This window comes from Pseudomonas sp. PKS (genome assembly GCF_051913525.1).
GTDB classification, from domain to species: Bacteria; Pseudomonadota; Gammaproteobacteria; order Pseudomonadales; family Pseudomonadaceae; genus Aquipseudomonas; species Aquipseudomonas guariconensis_D.
Genome location: NZ_JBEGDO010000003.1, coordinates 54,948 through 69,976 on the forward strand (window position 1 = coordinate 54,948; position 15,029 = coordinate 69,976).

The following is a 15,029-nucleotide window of genomic DNA, read 5'->3' on the forward strand; positions in this document are numbered from 1 at the left end:
CATCAGTCCGCGACAGGAGACTGCAGGTGAGCTTGCCTGGTCGAGGATGGGCTGTTGACCATGCAATACAGCACGCCCGCCAGTACCAGGCCCACCACCCAGCTGATGTCCGCGTCCAGCCAGCTCGCGACGAAGCCTGTGTAGAACGACAGCTTCATGAACGGAATGGTACCGATGATCGAGACGGCATACACCACCAGGGTCCGGCGATTGAAGCGTCCATAGCGGCCCTTGGCGTTGTACAGCTCAGCGACGTCGTAGTGACCGCGGCACACCCAGTAGTAGTCGGCCAGGTTGATCGCACTCCAGGGGATCAACAGGTAGAGCTGCCCGATCAGGATGTCGGCAAAGAAAGTGTCGAAATGGTACTGGGTGGCGATGGCGATCAGCGTGGCGGCGAGGGTCAGCACCGCCATCACCACTGCCTTGGCAGTGGGGGTGACATATCGCAGCTCACCGAAGGCGCCGAAAATCGTCACCGACGACATGTAGGCGCTGTACAGGCAGAGCACGTTGTACTGGATGACGCCGAGCGCTATCACGCCCAGCGCCACCGGCGCCCAAGGCCCGAACAAGGTGGCGATCGCGGTGGCCGGGTTCAGGCCAAGCGCTGCCGGAATCGCGACGGCCAGCAACGCGCCCAGGGCCATCATGGCGAAGGAACCCAGCGCGCAGCCCGAATAGGTTGTCCAGAATGTGGCGCGGGTGTTCACGTTGGCCGGTAGATAGCGCGAGTAGTCAGCCACGTAGGGGCCATACCCCAGCGTCCAGGACGCGGCCTGCGCCACCACCAGGTTGAAGGCGGTCCACGAGAACGCGCCAGAGGCCGAGGCACTCGCCGACGCCTGGCCGGGGTGCAGCAAGATCAGCACCAGGGCGCCACCGAACACCAGCGTGGACAGCAAGCTCATCCAGGCGCCCAGGCGGTGGATCAGCTCATAGCCGACGAAGCCGATGACGAAGGTCAACACACCGACCAGGACGATGGCCTGGTCGTCGCTGATCGGTAGCAGTGCTTTCAAGGCATCGCGCATCAGCACGCCGCTGGCGGCCAGGAACAGCACTGCGGCCACCACCATCACCAGCAACGGAATCGCCGCACCGTAGACACCGAACTGTGCCCGGCTCTGGATCATCTGCGGAACGCCCAGGTGTGGCCCTTGGGCAGAATGCGCGGCCATGAAGATGGTGCCGATGAGATTGCCGATCAGCAGGCCGAGCAGCGTCCAGGCAAAGCTCAAGCCCGCGGCGATGCCCAACGTGCCGACCATCAGGGCGGTCACCTGGAAATTGGAGCTGAACCAGATGGTGAACAACCGCCTGGGTGTGCCATAGCGTTCAGCGTGAGGGACAAACTCGATACTTCGCGTTTCCAGCTTCACGACCGTCTCCTGAGTGAATTTCGGGATTATCAAGTGGTGCGTGGAGCCTGCTCGGCCTGACGACGAACATCTCGTAGCTGCCAACGACGCCTGCAAACACTTTGTCGGCGCTGGCAAAGCGGCGGTCGCTGCCTGGATGAACCAGGTCGTCAACCCTCTCGACCTCCCCAGGCCTGCGGCCGGTCAACCTTGCATTCCCCTGGCAGCGATGGTGAACGAATGGACATGTTTGAAAACAATGACTTGTCGCTCCGTAGTGATGCGGGCCAGCGCCGGCATCGACCACAGCTATCGCGAGCTCGCGGCCTCCAAGCACGCCCTGCAGAGCAGCAAAGAGCGATGCAATGCCGTGCTCGGACTGGTTCTGGGAAACCGACGCGCACCTGCGCCCTAACCTACCTCTCGGCGCTCTTCGCCGAACTGACCGGGCATACCGCCCAGGCCTGGCTGCAGCGCCCAATCACCGAGCGGGTGTCCTGGGAGAACGCACTGTTGGTTCATATGATGGCGGAAAATATGGCGCAGGCATTTGGAGGTCGGTAAGGGTGGCGAACATTCAGACGCACGCACTATCGGTCCACCCGATGGCTACCTGCGATCAATCGATTGGAACGAAAACCGAAAGCCGCCGAGCATGGGCGCACCGTTCAACAACAAAAACAAGGAACCGCCCATGCCCGCTCTCTTCCACAACCCCGTCGCCATCGTGTTCGGCAGTGGCAGCCTGGAACGCCTGCCAACGCTCTGCCCAGGCAAGGTCGCGCTGGTGACATTTCCAGAGGCTGCGCAACTAGGCCTGGTCGAACGCGTGCGCGGTCTGCTCGGCGAGCGGCTGGTGTGCGTGATCGACGACGTCCAGCCCAACCCCGATGTCGCCTGGCTGCGCACGGTCCATGAGCGCTTCTGGCAGGACAACGCCGAGTACGACACCGTGCTTGCCTTGGGTGGCGGCAGCGCGATCGACACTGCCAAAGCCCTGATCGTGGGAACCGCCTCGGGGCGTTTCGACGAACTCTTGGCGCTGCTGGCCAGCGGCAAACCGTTCACCCCGGCGCGCTGCAAGACCCTGGTGGCAGCGCCCACCACCGCCGGTACCGGAAGCGAAGTGACCCCTTGGGCGACTTTGTGGGATGCCGCGCAGCAGAAGAAATACTCCCTGCACCTGGCGTGTACCTGGCCCAAAGTGGCGCTGATCGACCCTGACCTGATGCTCAGCGTGCCCGCCTCGGTGACGGTTTCCACCGGACTGGATGCGCTGTCCCACGCACTGGAATCGATCTGGAACCACAACGCCAATCCGATTTCCGACACCTTCGCCATCTCGGCCATCGAAGACATCCTCGAGTGCCTGCCGCGTCTTCAGCAGGATCTGGGCAACCGCGAACTGCGTGCGCGCATGGCGTTGGCTGCGCTCAAGGCCGGCATGGCCTTCTCCAACACCAAGACTGCCCTGGCCCATTCCATCTCCTACGAAATGACTCTGCGTCACGGTCTGCCCCACGGCATCGCCTGCTCCTTCACCCTGCCCATGGTGCTGGGCCTTGCCTGGGGGCGCGACGCCGGACGTGACCAAACCCTAAAGAAAGTGTTCGGCAATGACCTGGCCGATGCGCAGCATCAGCTGCGTGGGTTTCTTCACCGGCTGGGGGTCAAGACCGAGTTCGAGGACTACGGCGTGACGGATGCCGAGGCCGAAGCGATGATCGACTTCGCCATGCAGGGCGCACGCGGCCGTAACTTCATCGGCTCGCACGCCGCCTGATACGCGTCCAGACCGCGGTGGCCAGCGCCGCCGCCCTTTCCTGTTGCACCGAACAAGAGTGCCGACCCGCCGTGCCTCACGGCGGCGCCTACGAACAAGAAGGAAACCGTCATGAACCGTACGCAAACCCTGTCTGGCCCGCTGACCGCTACCACGCCTTTTCGCGTCGCCCAATGGCGCATGCTGTTGGCCGCGATGTTCTGCTACCTGTTCTTCTACACCGGCCGCCAGACCTTCGGCTTCGCCATCCCCGGCATCCAGGCCGAGTTCGGCCTGAGCAAGGAAACCCTCGGCTGGGCCTCCAGCGCCATGCTGTGGATGTACGCCATCGGCCAAGCCATCAATGGCAACCTCGCCGACAAGTTCGGCGGGCGCCGCATCATGAGCCTGGGGGCCGTGCTGTCTTGCGGTGCGAACTGGGTCACCAGCTTTGCCGGAGGCTTCCTCAGCCTGGTCCTGCCCTGGGGCGTCAATGGCTACTTCCAGGCCCTGGGCTGGGCGCCGGGAAGCCGTCTGCTGTCGAATTGGTGGGGCGCCGGAGAGCGCGGCAAGGTCTACGGCTTCTATGTATTCGCCGCAGGCTGTGCCTCGGTGCTGTCGTATGTAACCTCGGTGGTGGTCATCGATGTGCTGCACCTGGAGTGGCGTTGGATCTTCCGCCTGCCGGTGCTGCTGATGCTGGCCGGTGGCATCGTGTTCTACCTGGTGGCACGGGAACGGCCACAGGACATGGGCTTCGAGCCCTTGTCAGACACGGGTGTGGCCAATGCGGCGGACCGTGCGAACGAAGCCGACCACGCCGACCAGGAAACCTCCCGGCAACGCTACCTGGCCGTGCTGAAAAACCCGCGCCTGTTGGTGGCCGCTGTTTCGCTGGGCTTCCAGAACGCTGCGCGCTACGGGCTGATCGTCTGGGTGCCCGTGCACTTCTTGGGCGCCAACTGGCAGAAAGGTGACAGTTTCATCGATCCGAAGTGGATCACCGTCGCTCTGCCGGTAGGCATGGCTGTCGGGGCCTTGAGCAACGGCTGGGTCTCGGACCGGCTGTTCGGCAGCAAGCGCTACCTGGCGATCATGCTCTACATGGTACTGGGCGCCCTGACCAGCCTGTGGATGTGGAGCCTGCCGGCGCACAGCGCGATGGGGTTGTTGGCGCTGTTCCTGTGCGGGTTCTTCGTCTACGGGCCGGCGTCGAGCTTCTGGGCGCTGTGCCCGGACCTTGTCGGCGCACGCCGGGCCGGCACCGCCACCGGCATCATGAATTTCTCGTCCTATCTGTTTGCGGGCCTGGCCGAACCCTTGATTGGACGTATGCTGGACACGACCGGCAACACGTCGCTGATCTTCATCGTCGTCACCACGGCCTGCGCCTGCAGTGCCCTGGTCGCCCTGTTCGTCCGGCGCTGAGGGTGTGAAGATGCCCGTCATTGCCCGCGCGCCCCTGACCGAGAGGCTCCATGTACCAGTACCACAAGTGGTTGCGTTCGTTTCATGCCGTTGCGCGGAGCGGGAGCTTCACCCAGGCCGCTACGCTGCTCAACATCGGCCAGCCGACCATCAGCGAGCAGGTCAGCGGCCTGGAAAAACGCTTCTCGGTGGAGCTGTTTCATCGTCGCGGTCGCTTCATCGAGCTCAGCCCTGCCGGACAGCAGTTGTACGAGATCACGCAAGGGCTGTTCGGCCAGGAGGACGAAGCCCTGCAGTTGCTGCAGAGCTTTGCCCAACGCAAGCAGGGCATGTTGCGCATCGGCGCCGTCTCGCCGCCGATCGCCATGAGCCTGACCTATTCGCTGATGCAGCAGTATCCGGACATCGAGCTGGAAACCTCGTTCACCAGCGAAGCCGGCACGCTGGAGCGGCTGTACAACTTCGATATCGACGTGGCGATTCTCGCTCTGTCGGAGTTCGACCATCGCCTGAGCACCCAGCTGTATCGCACCTGCCCGATCCTCGCGGTAGTGCGCGACGACCATCCGTGGGCCCAGCGCGAGCGGATCAGCGTCCAGGAGATCGCCGATCAGCGTGTGGTGTTGCGCGAGCCGGCATCGCGCACACGCCAGCTGGTGGAGGAAGGTTGCCAGGCGCACGGCGTGACACTCGACTGCGCGATGCAGCTCAACAGCCGCGAGGCGATCGTGCATGCAGTGGTCCATGGCATCGGGATTGGCTTTGTCTCTGCGGTGGAGTATGCCGATCGCCCAGGCACGCGCTCGATCGCTTTCGTCGAAGACCCGTTCCACATCAGCTACTACCTGTGCTGTCTAGGCATTCGTCGCAACCGGCCGATCATCTGCGAGCTGTTCGACGCCTGCACCGCCGCCACCGCCCCGCACTGATGCTTCGTCTTGCCTGCCACCCGCCGCGTGCGGGCTGGCTTCGCACGTCCTGAATTTCACTCACCGGAGAACACCATGAACTATCACACCCCCCGCAAACTGCAGGCTGTCGTGCTCGACTGGGCCGGCACCGTCGTCGATTTCGGCTCCTTCGCGCCGACCCAGATCTTCGTCGAGGCGTTCGCCGAATTCGGCGTCGAGGTCAGCCTGGAAGAAGCCCGTGGCCCCATGGGCATGGGCAAGTGGGACCACATCCGCACGCTGTGCGACCTGCCGCAGATCGCCGCGCGCTATCACGCGACCTTTGGCCGCTACCCCACCGACCAGGACGTGACGGCGATCTACAACCGCTTCATGCCGTTGCAGATCGAGAAGATCGCCGAGCATTCGGCGCTGATTCCGGGCGCCTTGGAAGCCATCATGAAGCTGCGTGCGCAAGGCCTGAAGATCGGCTCGTGCTCCGGTTACCCGGCGGTGGTGATGGAAAAGGTCGTTGCCCTGGCCAAGACCAACGGCTATGAAGCCGACCATGTGGTGGCCACCGATGAAGTCCCCAATGGCCGCCCTCACCCGGCCCAGGCATTGGCCAACGTGATTGCCCTGGGCATCGAGGACGTCGCGGCGTGCGTCAAGGTCGACGACACCTGGCCGGGCATTCTCGAAGGCCGGCGCGCCGGCATGTGGACTGTCGCCCTCACCTGCTCGGGCAATGCCCTCGGCTTGACCTACGCGCAGTACAAAGCCCTGCCGGCGGACCGGCTGGAGCAGGAGCGCCTGCGCATCGGTCAATTGTTCGAAGGCTCGCGCCCGCATTATCTGATCGACACCATCGCCGAACTGCCTGAAGTCATCGCCGACATCAATGCACGCCTGGCGAAGGGAGAGGTGCCGCAAGGGCAGTGAATTCAAACGGCCACCACCCAGCAAGCCCGCTTCGTGCGGGTTTGCCTAGGCTCAAGATTACCGGGCGATAGCCACAGCACGAATTTACGTTATAAGATAACGTTTCATTCATGCTGATTATCTCCTCGCCCATGACCAGTGCCACTCCCGCCCTTACCCAAACCACCCAGCGCCTGCAGAGCATCGATGCCCTGCGCGGCCTGGTGATCCTGTTCATGCTGCTCGATCACGTGCGCGAGACGTTCTTCCTGCATCACCAGGTCGGCGATCCGATGAACATCGACACCACCGAACCCGGCCTGTTCGCCAGCCGTACCCTGGCCCATCTGTGCGCCCCGGTGTTCGTGCTGCTCACGGGGCTTTCGGCCTGGCTCTACGGCGAAAAGCACCAGGGCCAAGGCGCTGCGGCGGTGTTCTTGTTCAAGCGAGGGCTGTTCCTGGTGGTGCTCGAGTTCACCCTGGTCAATTTCGCCTGGACCTTCCAGCTGCCGCCAAGCGTGATCTACCTGCAAGTCATCTGGACCATTGGCCTGAGCATGATCGCCCTGTCATTGCTGGTGTGGCTGCCGCGGCCTGCGCTGGTGGCGCTGGGCCTGGTGATCATCGCCGGGCACAACCTGCTCGATGGCCTGCACTTCGGACCGGAGTCGGCCCTGCACGTGCCGTGGGCGATCCTGCATGACCGTGGCTGGCTGGTGGTTTGCGAGGACTTGCGCCTGCGCACCTCGTATCCCGTGCTGCCATGGATCGGCGTGATCGCCCTAGGCTATGGCTTGGGCCCGTGGTTCGACCATGGCAGCGATGCCCGTGAGCGCCAGCAGCGACTGCTGATCGCAGGTGCCGCTGCCCTGCTCGGCTTCGCCGTGCTGCGTATGATCAATGGCTACGGCGAGGCGCCCTGGAGTGGCTACCCCACCGCCACGCAGACGCTGATGAGCGTCTTCAACATCACCAAGTACCCCCCATCGCTGCTGTTCCTGGCATTGACCCTGGGCATCGGCCTGCTGGTGCTGCGTGGCTTGGAGCGCGCGGGCAGCGCCCGTTGGATCAGTACGTTGGCGGTGTTCGGCGCTGCGCCGATGTTCTTCTACCTGCTTCACCTGTATGTGTTGAAGCTGCTGTACCTCGCCTGCGTCGCGCTGTTCGGGCTGAACCAGGGTGACTACTTCGGCTTCGACGGCATCGGCGCGGTTTGGCTGGTCGCCCTGCTGTTGGCCATTGCGCTGTACCTGCCGGTGCGCAGCTTCGCCCGCCTCAAGGCGCGGCGACGTGACATTGCCTGGCTGAAGTATTTGTAGAAGTCACAGCGATGAGCCTGTTCAATCGCCTCGCCCTGCTGCTGCCGCTGGCAGGCGCCTCGTCTGCGGCAATGGCCGACGCCGCGCAATCGCACTCCGAAGGGGTCCTCGACGCCAGCACCTGGAGCGTGCTCAACCGCAGCGTGCTCGACCAGCGCGACTATCGCCATGGCTCACGCAACAGCAGTGCCCGCAACGCCTTCAAGCCGCGCCGCGAACGCAGCGACCAGGCCGGAGAATGGGCCTATGGCCTGATGGGTAGTCTTCAGTCCGGGTTCACCCCAGGGCGGGTCGGTGTGGGCCTGGACGCGCACGCCTACCTCGGCGTGCAACTCGACAGCGGTGGCGGCCGCGCCGGCAAGGCGCGCTTGCTCGCGCTGGACAACGACGGCCATCCGAAAACGCAGTACGGCCGCACCGGTGCGGCGATGAAACTGCGTTTTTCCAACACTGTGTTGTCGTATGGCGAACAGCGGGTCAAGACGCCCGTGTTCAGTTCATCCGACAGCCGCCTGCTGCCTGAGACCGCCACCGGGTGGTTTCTCGACAGCAAAGAGATCCCCACGCTCAGGCTGGTCGCGGGGCATTTCAACGAAAGCACCGACCGCAATGCGTCGAGCCACGACCAAGGCTTCGTGGTGAACTACACCAATGGCCGTCAAGGCAACACGTTCGACCTGGCCGGCATGGTGTGGGCTCCCAATGCCCTGGTCAGCGCCAGTCTCTATACCTCGCGCTACGAAGACACCTGGAACCAGCACTACTTCGGCAGCACCTTGAGCCACGCCCTGGATGATCGACGCAGCCTGGGCCTGGACCTGAACCTGTACCGCACCACCGATACCGCAGACGCCTTGTCCGGCCACATCGACAACACCACCTGGAGCCTGGTCTCCCGCTACCGCGACGGCCCGCACACGTTCAGCCTCGGCTGGCAGCAGGTCGATGGGAACACCCCGTTCGACTACGTGACGCGGGGTGCGATCTACCTCGGCAACGCGGTGCAGTTGTCCGACTTCAATGCACCGAACGAAAAATCCTGGCAGGCGCGGTATGACCTGGACATGGGCCCCTATGGCGTGCCAGGCCTGGACCTGACGGCGCTGTATGTGCGCGGGTTCGATATCGACGGCACCCATGCCGACCCCGGCGGCGGCTATGCCTATCTCGGCTACGGCAAAGGTGGCAAGCATTGGGAGCGGGACCTGCAGGTACGGTATGTGGTGCAGAGCGGCAACGCCAAGGGGACGGTGTTTTCGCTGCGGCACAACGTGCATCGGGGCAATGCCGCACAGGCAGAACTGGATGCCGACCAGATACGCCTGGCGGTGGAATATCCGTTGGGAGGGAAGTTCTAGGCGCTGGACGAGAACTTAGTTGAACACCCAGAGCACGCGGGTTGGCTTGCCCGTCAGATTGGCATAACGGAAACGGGCGTGGGGCTGGAGCTGGAAACTGTCATTGGGGTGGAGCGTCACCGGATCGCCGTCATCCAGCCAGACAGTCAGTTCGCCTTCGAGTACGAAACAGCCCTGCTCCGAACTGTCGTCCAGATACTCTTCCCCGCTCGAAGCCCCGGGTTCGAGGTGACTGTCGAGCATCGAGAAACCACCGGCGATGGTGGGCGACACGAGCACATCGGTAATCCCCCCTCCCAGATGAAGCGTACGGCGCTCATCCGGCCGCGTGACCCAGTCGAGCGCGCGGGGTTTTTCCAGGCTATAGAAGTAGGCCGTCGAGACCCCCAGCGTCTCGCTGATCGCCGTCAGGTCCGCCACGGTTGGGCGTGACACACCCCGCTCGACCTGCGATAGAAAGCCCACCGAACGACCGATGCGTTGCGCGAGTTCGCCAAGGGTCAAGCCCTTGAACTTGCGCAGATCGCGAATGAGTATGGCGAGCCCTTCAATTTCTTCGTGCACTTTCATCGTGTGGTCTTGGAGGTGGAAGCGATGGTGTCGACGGAGGGTATTGGAGTGGGCCGTGCAAGGCAAGATCAAGGATCGACGGGGACGGACTGGGCTGGCGCGATGCACAAAGAGCACCTCGGCAGGGAGCCTGCCGAGGTGCCGCAGGCTTACTGGACAGCCTGGTGAGTCAGGTCCAGGCACTTGCGGGCCTTTTCCACCAGCTCGTCGATCTCTTCGGTGCTGATCACCAGGGGTGGTGCAATGATCATGGTGTCGCCCACGGCGCGCATGATCAGGCCGTTGTCGAAGCAGTGCTGGCGGCAGATCATGCCGATGCCCTTGCCTTCGTAGCGGGCCCGTGTGGCCTTGTCCTTGACCAGCTCGATCGCGCCGAGCATGCCCAGGCCACGCACTTCGCCCACCAGCGGGTGATCAGCCAGCTCACGCAGACGTTTTTGCAAGTACGGCGCAGTGATGTCACGCACCTGCTCGATGATCTTCTCGTCGCGCAGGATGCGCAGGTTTTCCAGGCCCACCGCCGCCGCCACCGGGTGGCCGGAATAGGTAAAGCCATGGTTGAAGTCGCCACCTTCGCTGATCACCTTGGCCACTTCGTCCCGCACGATCACACCGCCCATGGGGATGTAGCCGGACGTCAGACCCTTGGCAATCGTCATCAGGTCGGGCTTGAGGTCGTAGTAGTCGGTGCCGAACCACTGACCGGTACGGCCAAAGCCGCAGATCACTTCGTCAGCCACGAACAGGATGTCGTACTTGGCCAGGATCTGCTTGATCTTCGGCCAGTAGGTCTGCGGCGGAATGATCACGCCGCCTGCGCCCTGGATCGGCTCGGCGATGAAGGCGGCGATATTGTCCTCGCCCACTTCCAGGATTTTCTTCTCCAGCTGTTCTGCCGCCCACACGCCGAACTCGGCCTCGGTCATGTCGCCGCCTTCACCAAACCAGTACGGCTGAGGGATATGCACGATATCCGGCAGCAAACCGCCCTGCTGGTGCATGCCACTCATGCCGCCCAGGCCGGCGCCCGCCACGGTGGAGCCGTGGTAGCCGTTGATGCGGCCGATGATGACTTTCTTGTCCTTCTTGCCCTTGATCGCCCAGTAATGGCGAACCATGCGCAGCACGGTGTCGTTGCCCTCGGAGCCGGAGCCGGTGAAGAACACATGGTTCATGCCCTGCGGGGCCACATCGGCGATTGCCTTGGCCAACTCCAGCGCCGGCGGGTGCGCGGTCTGGAAGAACAGGTTGTAGTACGGCAGTTCTTTCATCTGCCGGGCAGCCACGTCGGCCAGCTCGTCACGACCGTAGCCGACGGCCACGCACCACAGACCCGCCATGCCGTCGAGGATCTTGTGGCCTTCGCTGTCCCAGAGATAAACGCCCTTGGCCGAGGTGATGATGCGCGGGCCCTTTTCGGCCAGTTGCTTGACGTCGCTGAACGGCGCCAGATGATGGTCTCGGCTCATGGCTTGCCAGGCAAGCGTCTGGGAATTCTTTTCACTCATTTATTACTCTCCTTAACGAGGCGCAGCCGGGCTGCGGAAAAACATTCAACGTTTCAATAACGCTCACGGCTCAGGCGGTTTTCAACATCAACTGACGCAATACCGAGCGTTGCCGGCAGGCTTTTCCAAAGGTCTGGAAGATCGTCAGGTAATGCGGGTTTTCAAGTACCCGAAACTCCGGATGCCATTGAACGGCCAGGGCAAAGCTCTTGCTGCCTTCAACCGAGATCGCTTCCACCAGCCCATCCGGTGCCAACGCCTCCACCCTCAACCCCGGCGCCAGCACATCGATGCCCTGGCCATGAATCGAATTGACGTCGATGACCGCGGGCAAGCCCATGCGGTCCATCAGGCCGCCTGGCTGGATATGCATCGCGTGGCGCGGGCCATACTGCTGGTCCACGGGCTCGTCCTTGCCTTCGCGGTGATCCATGAACAAGCCGGTCTCATGGACCTTCTGGTGCAGGGTGCCCCCCAGCGCCACGTTCATTTCCTGAAACCCCCGGCAGATGCCGAGCACCGGCACACCAGCGGCGATGGCCGCACGCATCAGCGGCAGCGTCGTGGCATCGCGCAACGGGTCGTGGTGGGTGCCCGGCTCACTGGCCGGGCCGTTGTAGTGGAACGGTTCGATGTTGGACGGCGAGCCGGTGAAGATCAGCCCATCCACTGTGTCGATGATGTCGGCGGTATCCATCAATTCACCGAGACTGGGAATCACGATGGGCAAGCCACACGCCGCCTTGGCCGCGGCGCGCGCATACTTCTCACTGATCGTCTGGGTCGCATGCTGTTCAATCATGCGAGTGCATGCAGTGATGCCGATAACGGGCACGCGTGGCATATCATCCTCCGGCAAATCAATATTGCGAGTTATTCAAACTTATTAAGAAAGTGCGGCGCAGTTGGGTGAATCGAATACTTACAAGAACCAGCGATATTCACGCGCGTTGATAGCGTTCATGAAATCCAGTTGTTCCTGGCGTTTGTTTTCGCAATAGACCATCACGAACTCACTGCCCAGCCCCTCGTTCACCACCGGATGGTTGCGCATGGCAGCCACCGCGCTCAGGGCGTCCTTGGGGAAATCGATACCGCTCGTGCGGTCGTCGTTGAGCGGTGCGATGGGCTCCACACCGCGATCAAGGCCATGCTCCATGCCGGTGAGGATGGCCGCCAGCACCAGGTACGGGTTGGCATCGGCGCCGGCGAGACGGTGCTCGATGCGCAGGTTGCGTGGATCGGACTCGGGAATGCGAATGCACGCATCGCGGTCCTCGAAGCCCCAACTGGCCACACTCGCGGCGTTGACCATGGCACCGTAGCGGCGGTAGGCGTTGTGATTAGGGGCGAAGATCGGCATGCAATGGGGCAGCAGCTCCAGGCAACCGGCGACGGCATGGCGCAGGTTGCGTTGCCCGTAGCCGGCCAACAAGTTGTTGCCGGCCTCATCGTAGAGACTGACATGCACATGCATGCCGCTGCCCGGGGCGTCCAGGTAGGGTTTGCTCATGAAGCTGGCGCGATAGCCATGTTTCATGGCGACACCGCGCGTACTGCGGCAGAACAAGGCCGACCAGTCCGCCGCGCTCAGCGCATCCTCACTGTGAGAGAAGTTGATCTCGAACTGGCCAGGGCCAAGTTCCGCGGTGATGACGTTCGCCGGTACACCCTGCTCGTTGGCGACATCCACCATCTCATGCAGCACGGACGAGAATCGCGACAGCCGTTCGATGTGCATGTTCGGCTGGTCGTCCTGGTCGTCGGTAGCGCCATCGCGTGGGTACTGCGGCAGGCCGTCCTTGAGCGCGCGGTCGAACAGGTAGAACTCAAGCTCAAAGGCAACCACCGGGCGAATGCCACGACGGGCCAGACGCTGCAGCACCCGGGCCAGCACCTCACGGGGTTCGAACTCGATGGGCTTGGCGGTGCCATCGGAGGTGATCATCATCTGGGCGATCGCCTCGTTTTCCCAGCGCACCGGTTTCAGGGTGCCAGGCACCAGGCGCCGCGGTGCATCCGGGTCACCATCGGCAAAGCAATAGTCACCAATCTTGTAGAGGCCGCCCTGGGTGCCCAGCAACACACAGTTCTGCGGCAACTTCAAAGGGGCGCCTGCGGCCACTTTCTCCAGCATGTCCATGGGGTAGCGCTTGCCATAGAAATGCCCGGGAATATCCAGCGCAATCAGGTCGACGTAACGCACGTCTGGGTGTTGGGCGCGGAAAGCGCGCACTTCAGTCAGCAGATCCGGAAAGATGACACTCATCTTCTTGTCCTTGTGAGGTGAAACGAATTCAGTTGAAGACCCAGAGCACGCGGGTGAGCCTGTCCGTGAGGTTGGCGTATCGCAAACGCGCGTGAGGTTGCAGCTGGAAGCTGTCATTGGCGTGCAGCGTCACGGCGTCGCCGTCGTCCAGCCAGACCGTCAGTTCGCCCTCGAGCACAAAGCAGCCTTGCTCCGAGCGATCGCTCAGGTGCTCTGCGCCACTGCTCGCACCAGGCTCAAGGCGGCTGTCGAGCATCGAGAAGGCGCCCGAGATCGTCGGTGAGGCCAGCACATCGGTGATGCCCGAACCGAAGTACAACGTGCGCCGCTCATGAGGGCGAGTCACCCAGCTGACGGCGCGGGGCTTGCTCAGGTTGTAGAAATACGCGGTCGAGACGCCGAGTGTTTCGCTGATGGCGGTGAGGTCAGCCACGGTCGGGCGCGAAACACCCCGTTCAACTTGGGAAAGAAAGCCAACCGAACGGTCGATGCGTTCAGCCAGCTCGCCCAGCGTCAGATTCTTGAACTTGCGCAGGTCATGAATGAGGATCGCCAAGGCTTCAACTTCTTCGTCCATCTTCATCGCTCAGAGGCAGCCGTGAAATTATTGGATTTATTTTTCATGAAAAAATACATGAAAAATTTCACGCGTCAAGCCAGGCGCAGCAAACGACTGCCACCGCGAGCAAGGGTGCAGGCATGTTCAGATGAGGTCGGGGCGTCAGGCGCGCGGCCATCCTGAGGGAACTGGGGCCGCGTTGCGCGCCCATCGCAGGCTTCGCCAGCCCCTACGCGACAAGGCCAGGATTTCGCTGGAGAGGCTGAGGCCAGCTCCCGAGGTGAGGTCGGTTCTACACCGAAGACGCAGCGGCAGGGTTCGCGGGAGCTGGCGAACCCTGCGATCGAGTGTGAAGCACTCGCCTGCTGTTTTCGCTACAAGATGTCGGATTCGCGTTCGATGATCTGCGTGATGATCGGCACCGGCGTCATCAAATGCTCCAACATCATCTTGCTGGCCTTGGCGGCATCGCGCCCCAGGATGGTACTGACCAGCTCGGCGTGCTCTTCGCGCTTGAGCCGCAACGCCTCTTCGGACAGCACCGTGCGCTTGAGCCAGATCTGCCGGTAGCGTTCGGCCTGATCCTGCAGGAAGGCACGCGCCTGCAGCAGGCTCTTGGAGCCGCAACCACTGGCAATGGCATTGTGGAAGGCCTTGTGCCGGGCATCCCAGATATCGACCATTTCCTGCGGACTGTGCAACTCGACCACCTTCGAAAGCGTGTGCGAGCACGCCACGATGGACGCCTCCCAGGCTTCATCGCCCTTCTCTACCGCCAGCCCCACGATCAAGGCCTCCAGGTGAGCCCGGGCGGTGTAGACATCGAGCATCTCGTCCAACGACATCGGTGCCACCCGATAGCCCTTCTGATTGATCGCACTGACCAACCGCTCTGCCACCAACCGCGCCAGCACCTCGCGCATCGGCCCCACACCGACGGCATAACGGTCTTTCAAGGCGCTCATCAAGAGTTTTTCCCCGGGGCGGAAGACGCCACGGAGGATGTCGGATTTCAAGCGCGAATAAGCGGCGTCTGATGCGGTTTCAGCGAGGTCTGTGTGGTCCATCCAGAGGGCTCTCTTGC

Annotated in this window: 13 protein-coding genes; 6 read left to right on the forward strand and 7 right to left on the reverse strand. The window is 62.7% G+C overall.

The features are described from left to right. Positions 1-2: 2 nt before the first annotated feature. Positions 3-1,382 carry a purine-cytosine permease family protein gene (locus tag ABOA88_RS04305; protein WP_196168603.1) on the reverse strand — a complete coding sequence of 460 codons (1,380 nt, stop codon included), beginning with the start codon at positions 1,380-1,382 and terminating at the stop codon, positions 3-5. A gap of 673 nt (positions 1,383-2,055) precedes the next feature. Between ABOA88_RS04305 and psrA the strand changes: the two genes are divergently transcribed. From psrA to ABOA88_RS04335, 6 genes are all read left to right on the forward strand, one after another. Continuing rightward, the gene (gene psrA, locus ABOA88_RS04310) at positions 2,056-3,144 is read left to right on the forward strand and encodes an iron-containing alcohol dehydrogenase PsrA (RefSeq protein WP_367850979.1); all 1,089 of its coding nucleotides are present in this window, start codon (positions 2,056-2,058) and stop codon (positions 3,142-3,144) included. Positions 3,145-3,255: 111 nt separating this feature from the next. Then, positions 3,256-4,551 carry an MFS transporter gene (locus ABOA88_RS04315; RefSeq protein ID WP_196168606.1) on the forward strand — a complete coding sequence of 432 codons (1,296 nt, stop codon included), beginning with the start codon at positions 3,256-3,258 and terminating at the stop codon, positions 4,549-4,551. A 50-nt stretch (positions 4,552-4,601) separates the two neighbouring features. Continuing rightward, the gene (locus tag ABOA88_RS04320; protein ID WP_196168607.1) at positions 4,602-5,480 is read left to right on the forward strand and encodes a LysR substrate-binding domain-containing protein; all 879 of its coding nucleotides are present in this window, start codon (positions 4,602-4,604) and stop codon (positions 5,478-5,480) included. 75 nt (positions 5,481-5,555) lie between these two features. Next, complete coding sequence (gene phnX / locus ABOA88_RS04325; RefSeq protein WP_367850980.1) at positions 5,556-6,383, forward strand: phosphonoacetaldehyde hydrolase; 828 nt, start codon at positions 5,556-5,558, stop codon at positions 6,381-6,383. Positions 6,384-6,514: 131 nt separating this feature from the next. Further along, positions 6,515-7,681 carry a DUF1624 domain-containing protein gene (locus tag ABOA88_RS04330; protein ID WP_367851097.1) on the forward strand — a complete coding sequence of 389 codons (1,167 nt, stop codon included), beginning with the start codon at positions 6,515-6,517 and terminating at the stop codon, positions 7,679-7,681. Between the two features lie 11 nt (positions 7,682-7,692). Then, positions 7,693-9,039, forward strand: coding sequence for an OprD family porin (locus ABOA88_RS04335; RefSeq protein ID WP_367850981.1), 1,347 nt, complete (start codon positions 7,693-7,695; stop codon positions 9,037-9,039). Positions 9,040-9,054: 15 nt separating this feature from the next. Here ABOA88_RS04335 and ABOA88_RS04340 read toward each other — a convergent pair whose 3' ends face one another. From ABOA88_RS04340 to csiR, 6 genes are all read right to left on the reverse strand, one after another. Beyond that, positions 9,055-9,609: a helix-turn-helix domain-containing protein gene (locus ABOA88_RS04340; RefSeq protein ID WP_367850982.1), complete on the reverse strand. Its 555-nt coding sequence runs from the start codon at positions 9,607-9,609 to the stop codon at positions 9,055-9,057. A 149-nt stretch (positions 9,610-9,758) separates the two neighbouring features. Then, complete coding sequence (locus tag ABOA88_RS04345; RefSeq protein ID WP_367850983.1) at positions 9,759-11,117, reverse strand: aspartate aminotransferase family protein; 1,359 nt, start codon at positions 11,115-11,117, stop codon at positions 9,759-9,761. A gap of 70 nt (positions 11,118-11,187) precedes the next feature. Next, positions 11,188-11,961 (reverse strand): gamma-glutamyl-gamma-aminobutyrate hydrolase family protein, encoded by a 774-nt coding sequence (locus ABOA88_RS04350; protein ID WP_274093186.1) that lies wholly within the window; start codon positions 11,959-11,961, stop codon positions 11,188-11,190. Between the two features lie 78 nt (positions 11,962-12,039). Beyond that, positions 12,040-13,386, reverse strand: a complete 1,347-nt coding sequence (locus ABOA88_RS04355) for a glutamine synthetase family protein (protein WP_196168612.1) — start codon at positions 13,384-13,386, stop codon at positions 12,040-12,042. 28 nt (positions 13,387-13,414) lie between these two features. After that, positions 13,415-13,969, reverse strand: a complete 555-nt coding sequence (locus tag ABOA88_RS04360; RefSeq protein ID WP_070571203.1) for a helix-turn-helix domain-containing protein — start codon at positions 13,967-13,969, stop codon at positions 13,415-13,417. A 350-nt stretch (positions 13,970-14,319) separates the two neighbouring features. Beyond that, positions 14,320-15,012 carry a DNA-binding transcriptional regulator CsiR gene (gene csiR / locus ABOA88_RS04365; protein ID WP_196168613.1) on the reverse strand — a complete coding sequence of 231 codons (693 nt, stop codon included), beginning with the start codon at positions 15,010-15,012 and terminating at the stop codon, positions 14,320-14,322. Positions 15,013-15,029 lie beyond the last annotated feature (17 nt).

Excerpts from the sequence above, each read along its gene's own strand:
- psrA (WP_367850979.1), top strand. The coding sequence starts at position 2,056 with ATGCCCGCTCTCTTCCACAACCCCGTCGCCATCGTGTTCGGCAGTGGC.
- ABOA88_RS04315 (WP_196168606.1), top strand. The coding sequence starts at position 3,256 with ATGAACCGTACGCAAACCCTGTCTGGCCCGCTGACCGCTACCACGCCT.
- ABOA88_RS04320 (WP_196168607.1), top strand. The coding sequence starts at position 4,602 with ATGTACCAGTACCACAAGTGGTTGCGTTCGTTTCATGCCGTTGCGCGG.
- phnX (WP_367850980.1), top strand. The coding sequence starts at position 5,556 with ATGAACTATCACACCCCCCGCAAACTGCAGGCTGTCGTGCTCGACTGG.
- ABOA88_RS04330 (WP_367851097.1), top strand. The coding sequence starts at position 6,515 with ATGACCAGTGCCACTCCCGCCCTTACCCAAACCACCCAGCGCCTGCAG.
- ABOA88_RS04335 (WP_367850981.1), top strand. The coding sequence starts at position 7,693 with ATGAGCCTGTTCAATCGCCTCGCCCTGCTGCTGCCGCTGGCAGGCGCC.
- ABOA88_RS04340 (WP_367850982.1), bottom strand. The coding sequence starts at position 9,609 with ATGAAAGTGCACGAAGAAATTGAAGGGCTCGCCATACTCATTCGCGAT.
- ABOA88_RS04345 (WP_367850983.1), bottom strand. The coding sequence starts at position 11,117 with ATGAGTGAAAAGAATTCCCAGACGCTTGCCTGGCAAGCCATGAGCCGA.
- ABOA88_RS04350 (WP_274093186.1), bottom strand. The coding sequence starts at position 11,961 with ATGCCACGCGTGCCCGTTATCGGCATCACTGCATGCACTCGCATGATT.
- ABOA88_RS04355 (WP_196168612.1), bottom strand. The coding sequence starts at position 13,386 with ATGAGTGTCATCTTTCCGGATCTGCTGACTGAAGTGCGCGCTTTCCGC.
- ABOA88_RS04360 (WP_070571203.1), bottom strand. The coding sequence starts at position 13,969 with ATGAAGATGGACGAAGAAGTTGAAGCCTTGGCGATCCTCATTCATGAC.
- csiR (WP_196168613.1), bottom strand. The coding sequence starts at position 15,012 with ATGGACCACACAGACCTCGCTGAAACCGCATCAGACGCCGCTTATTCG.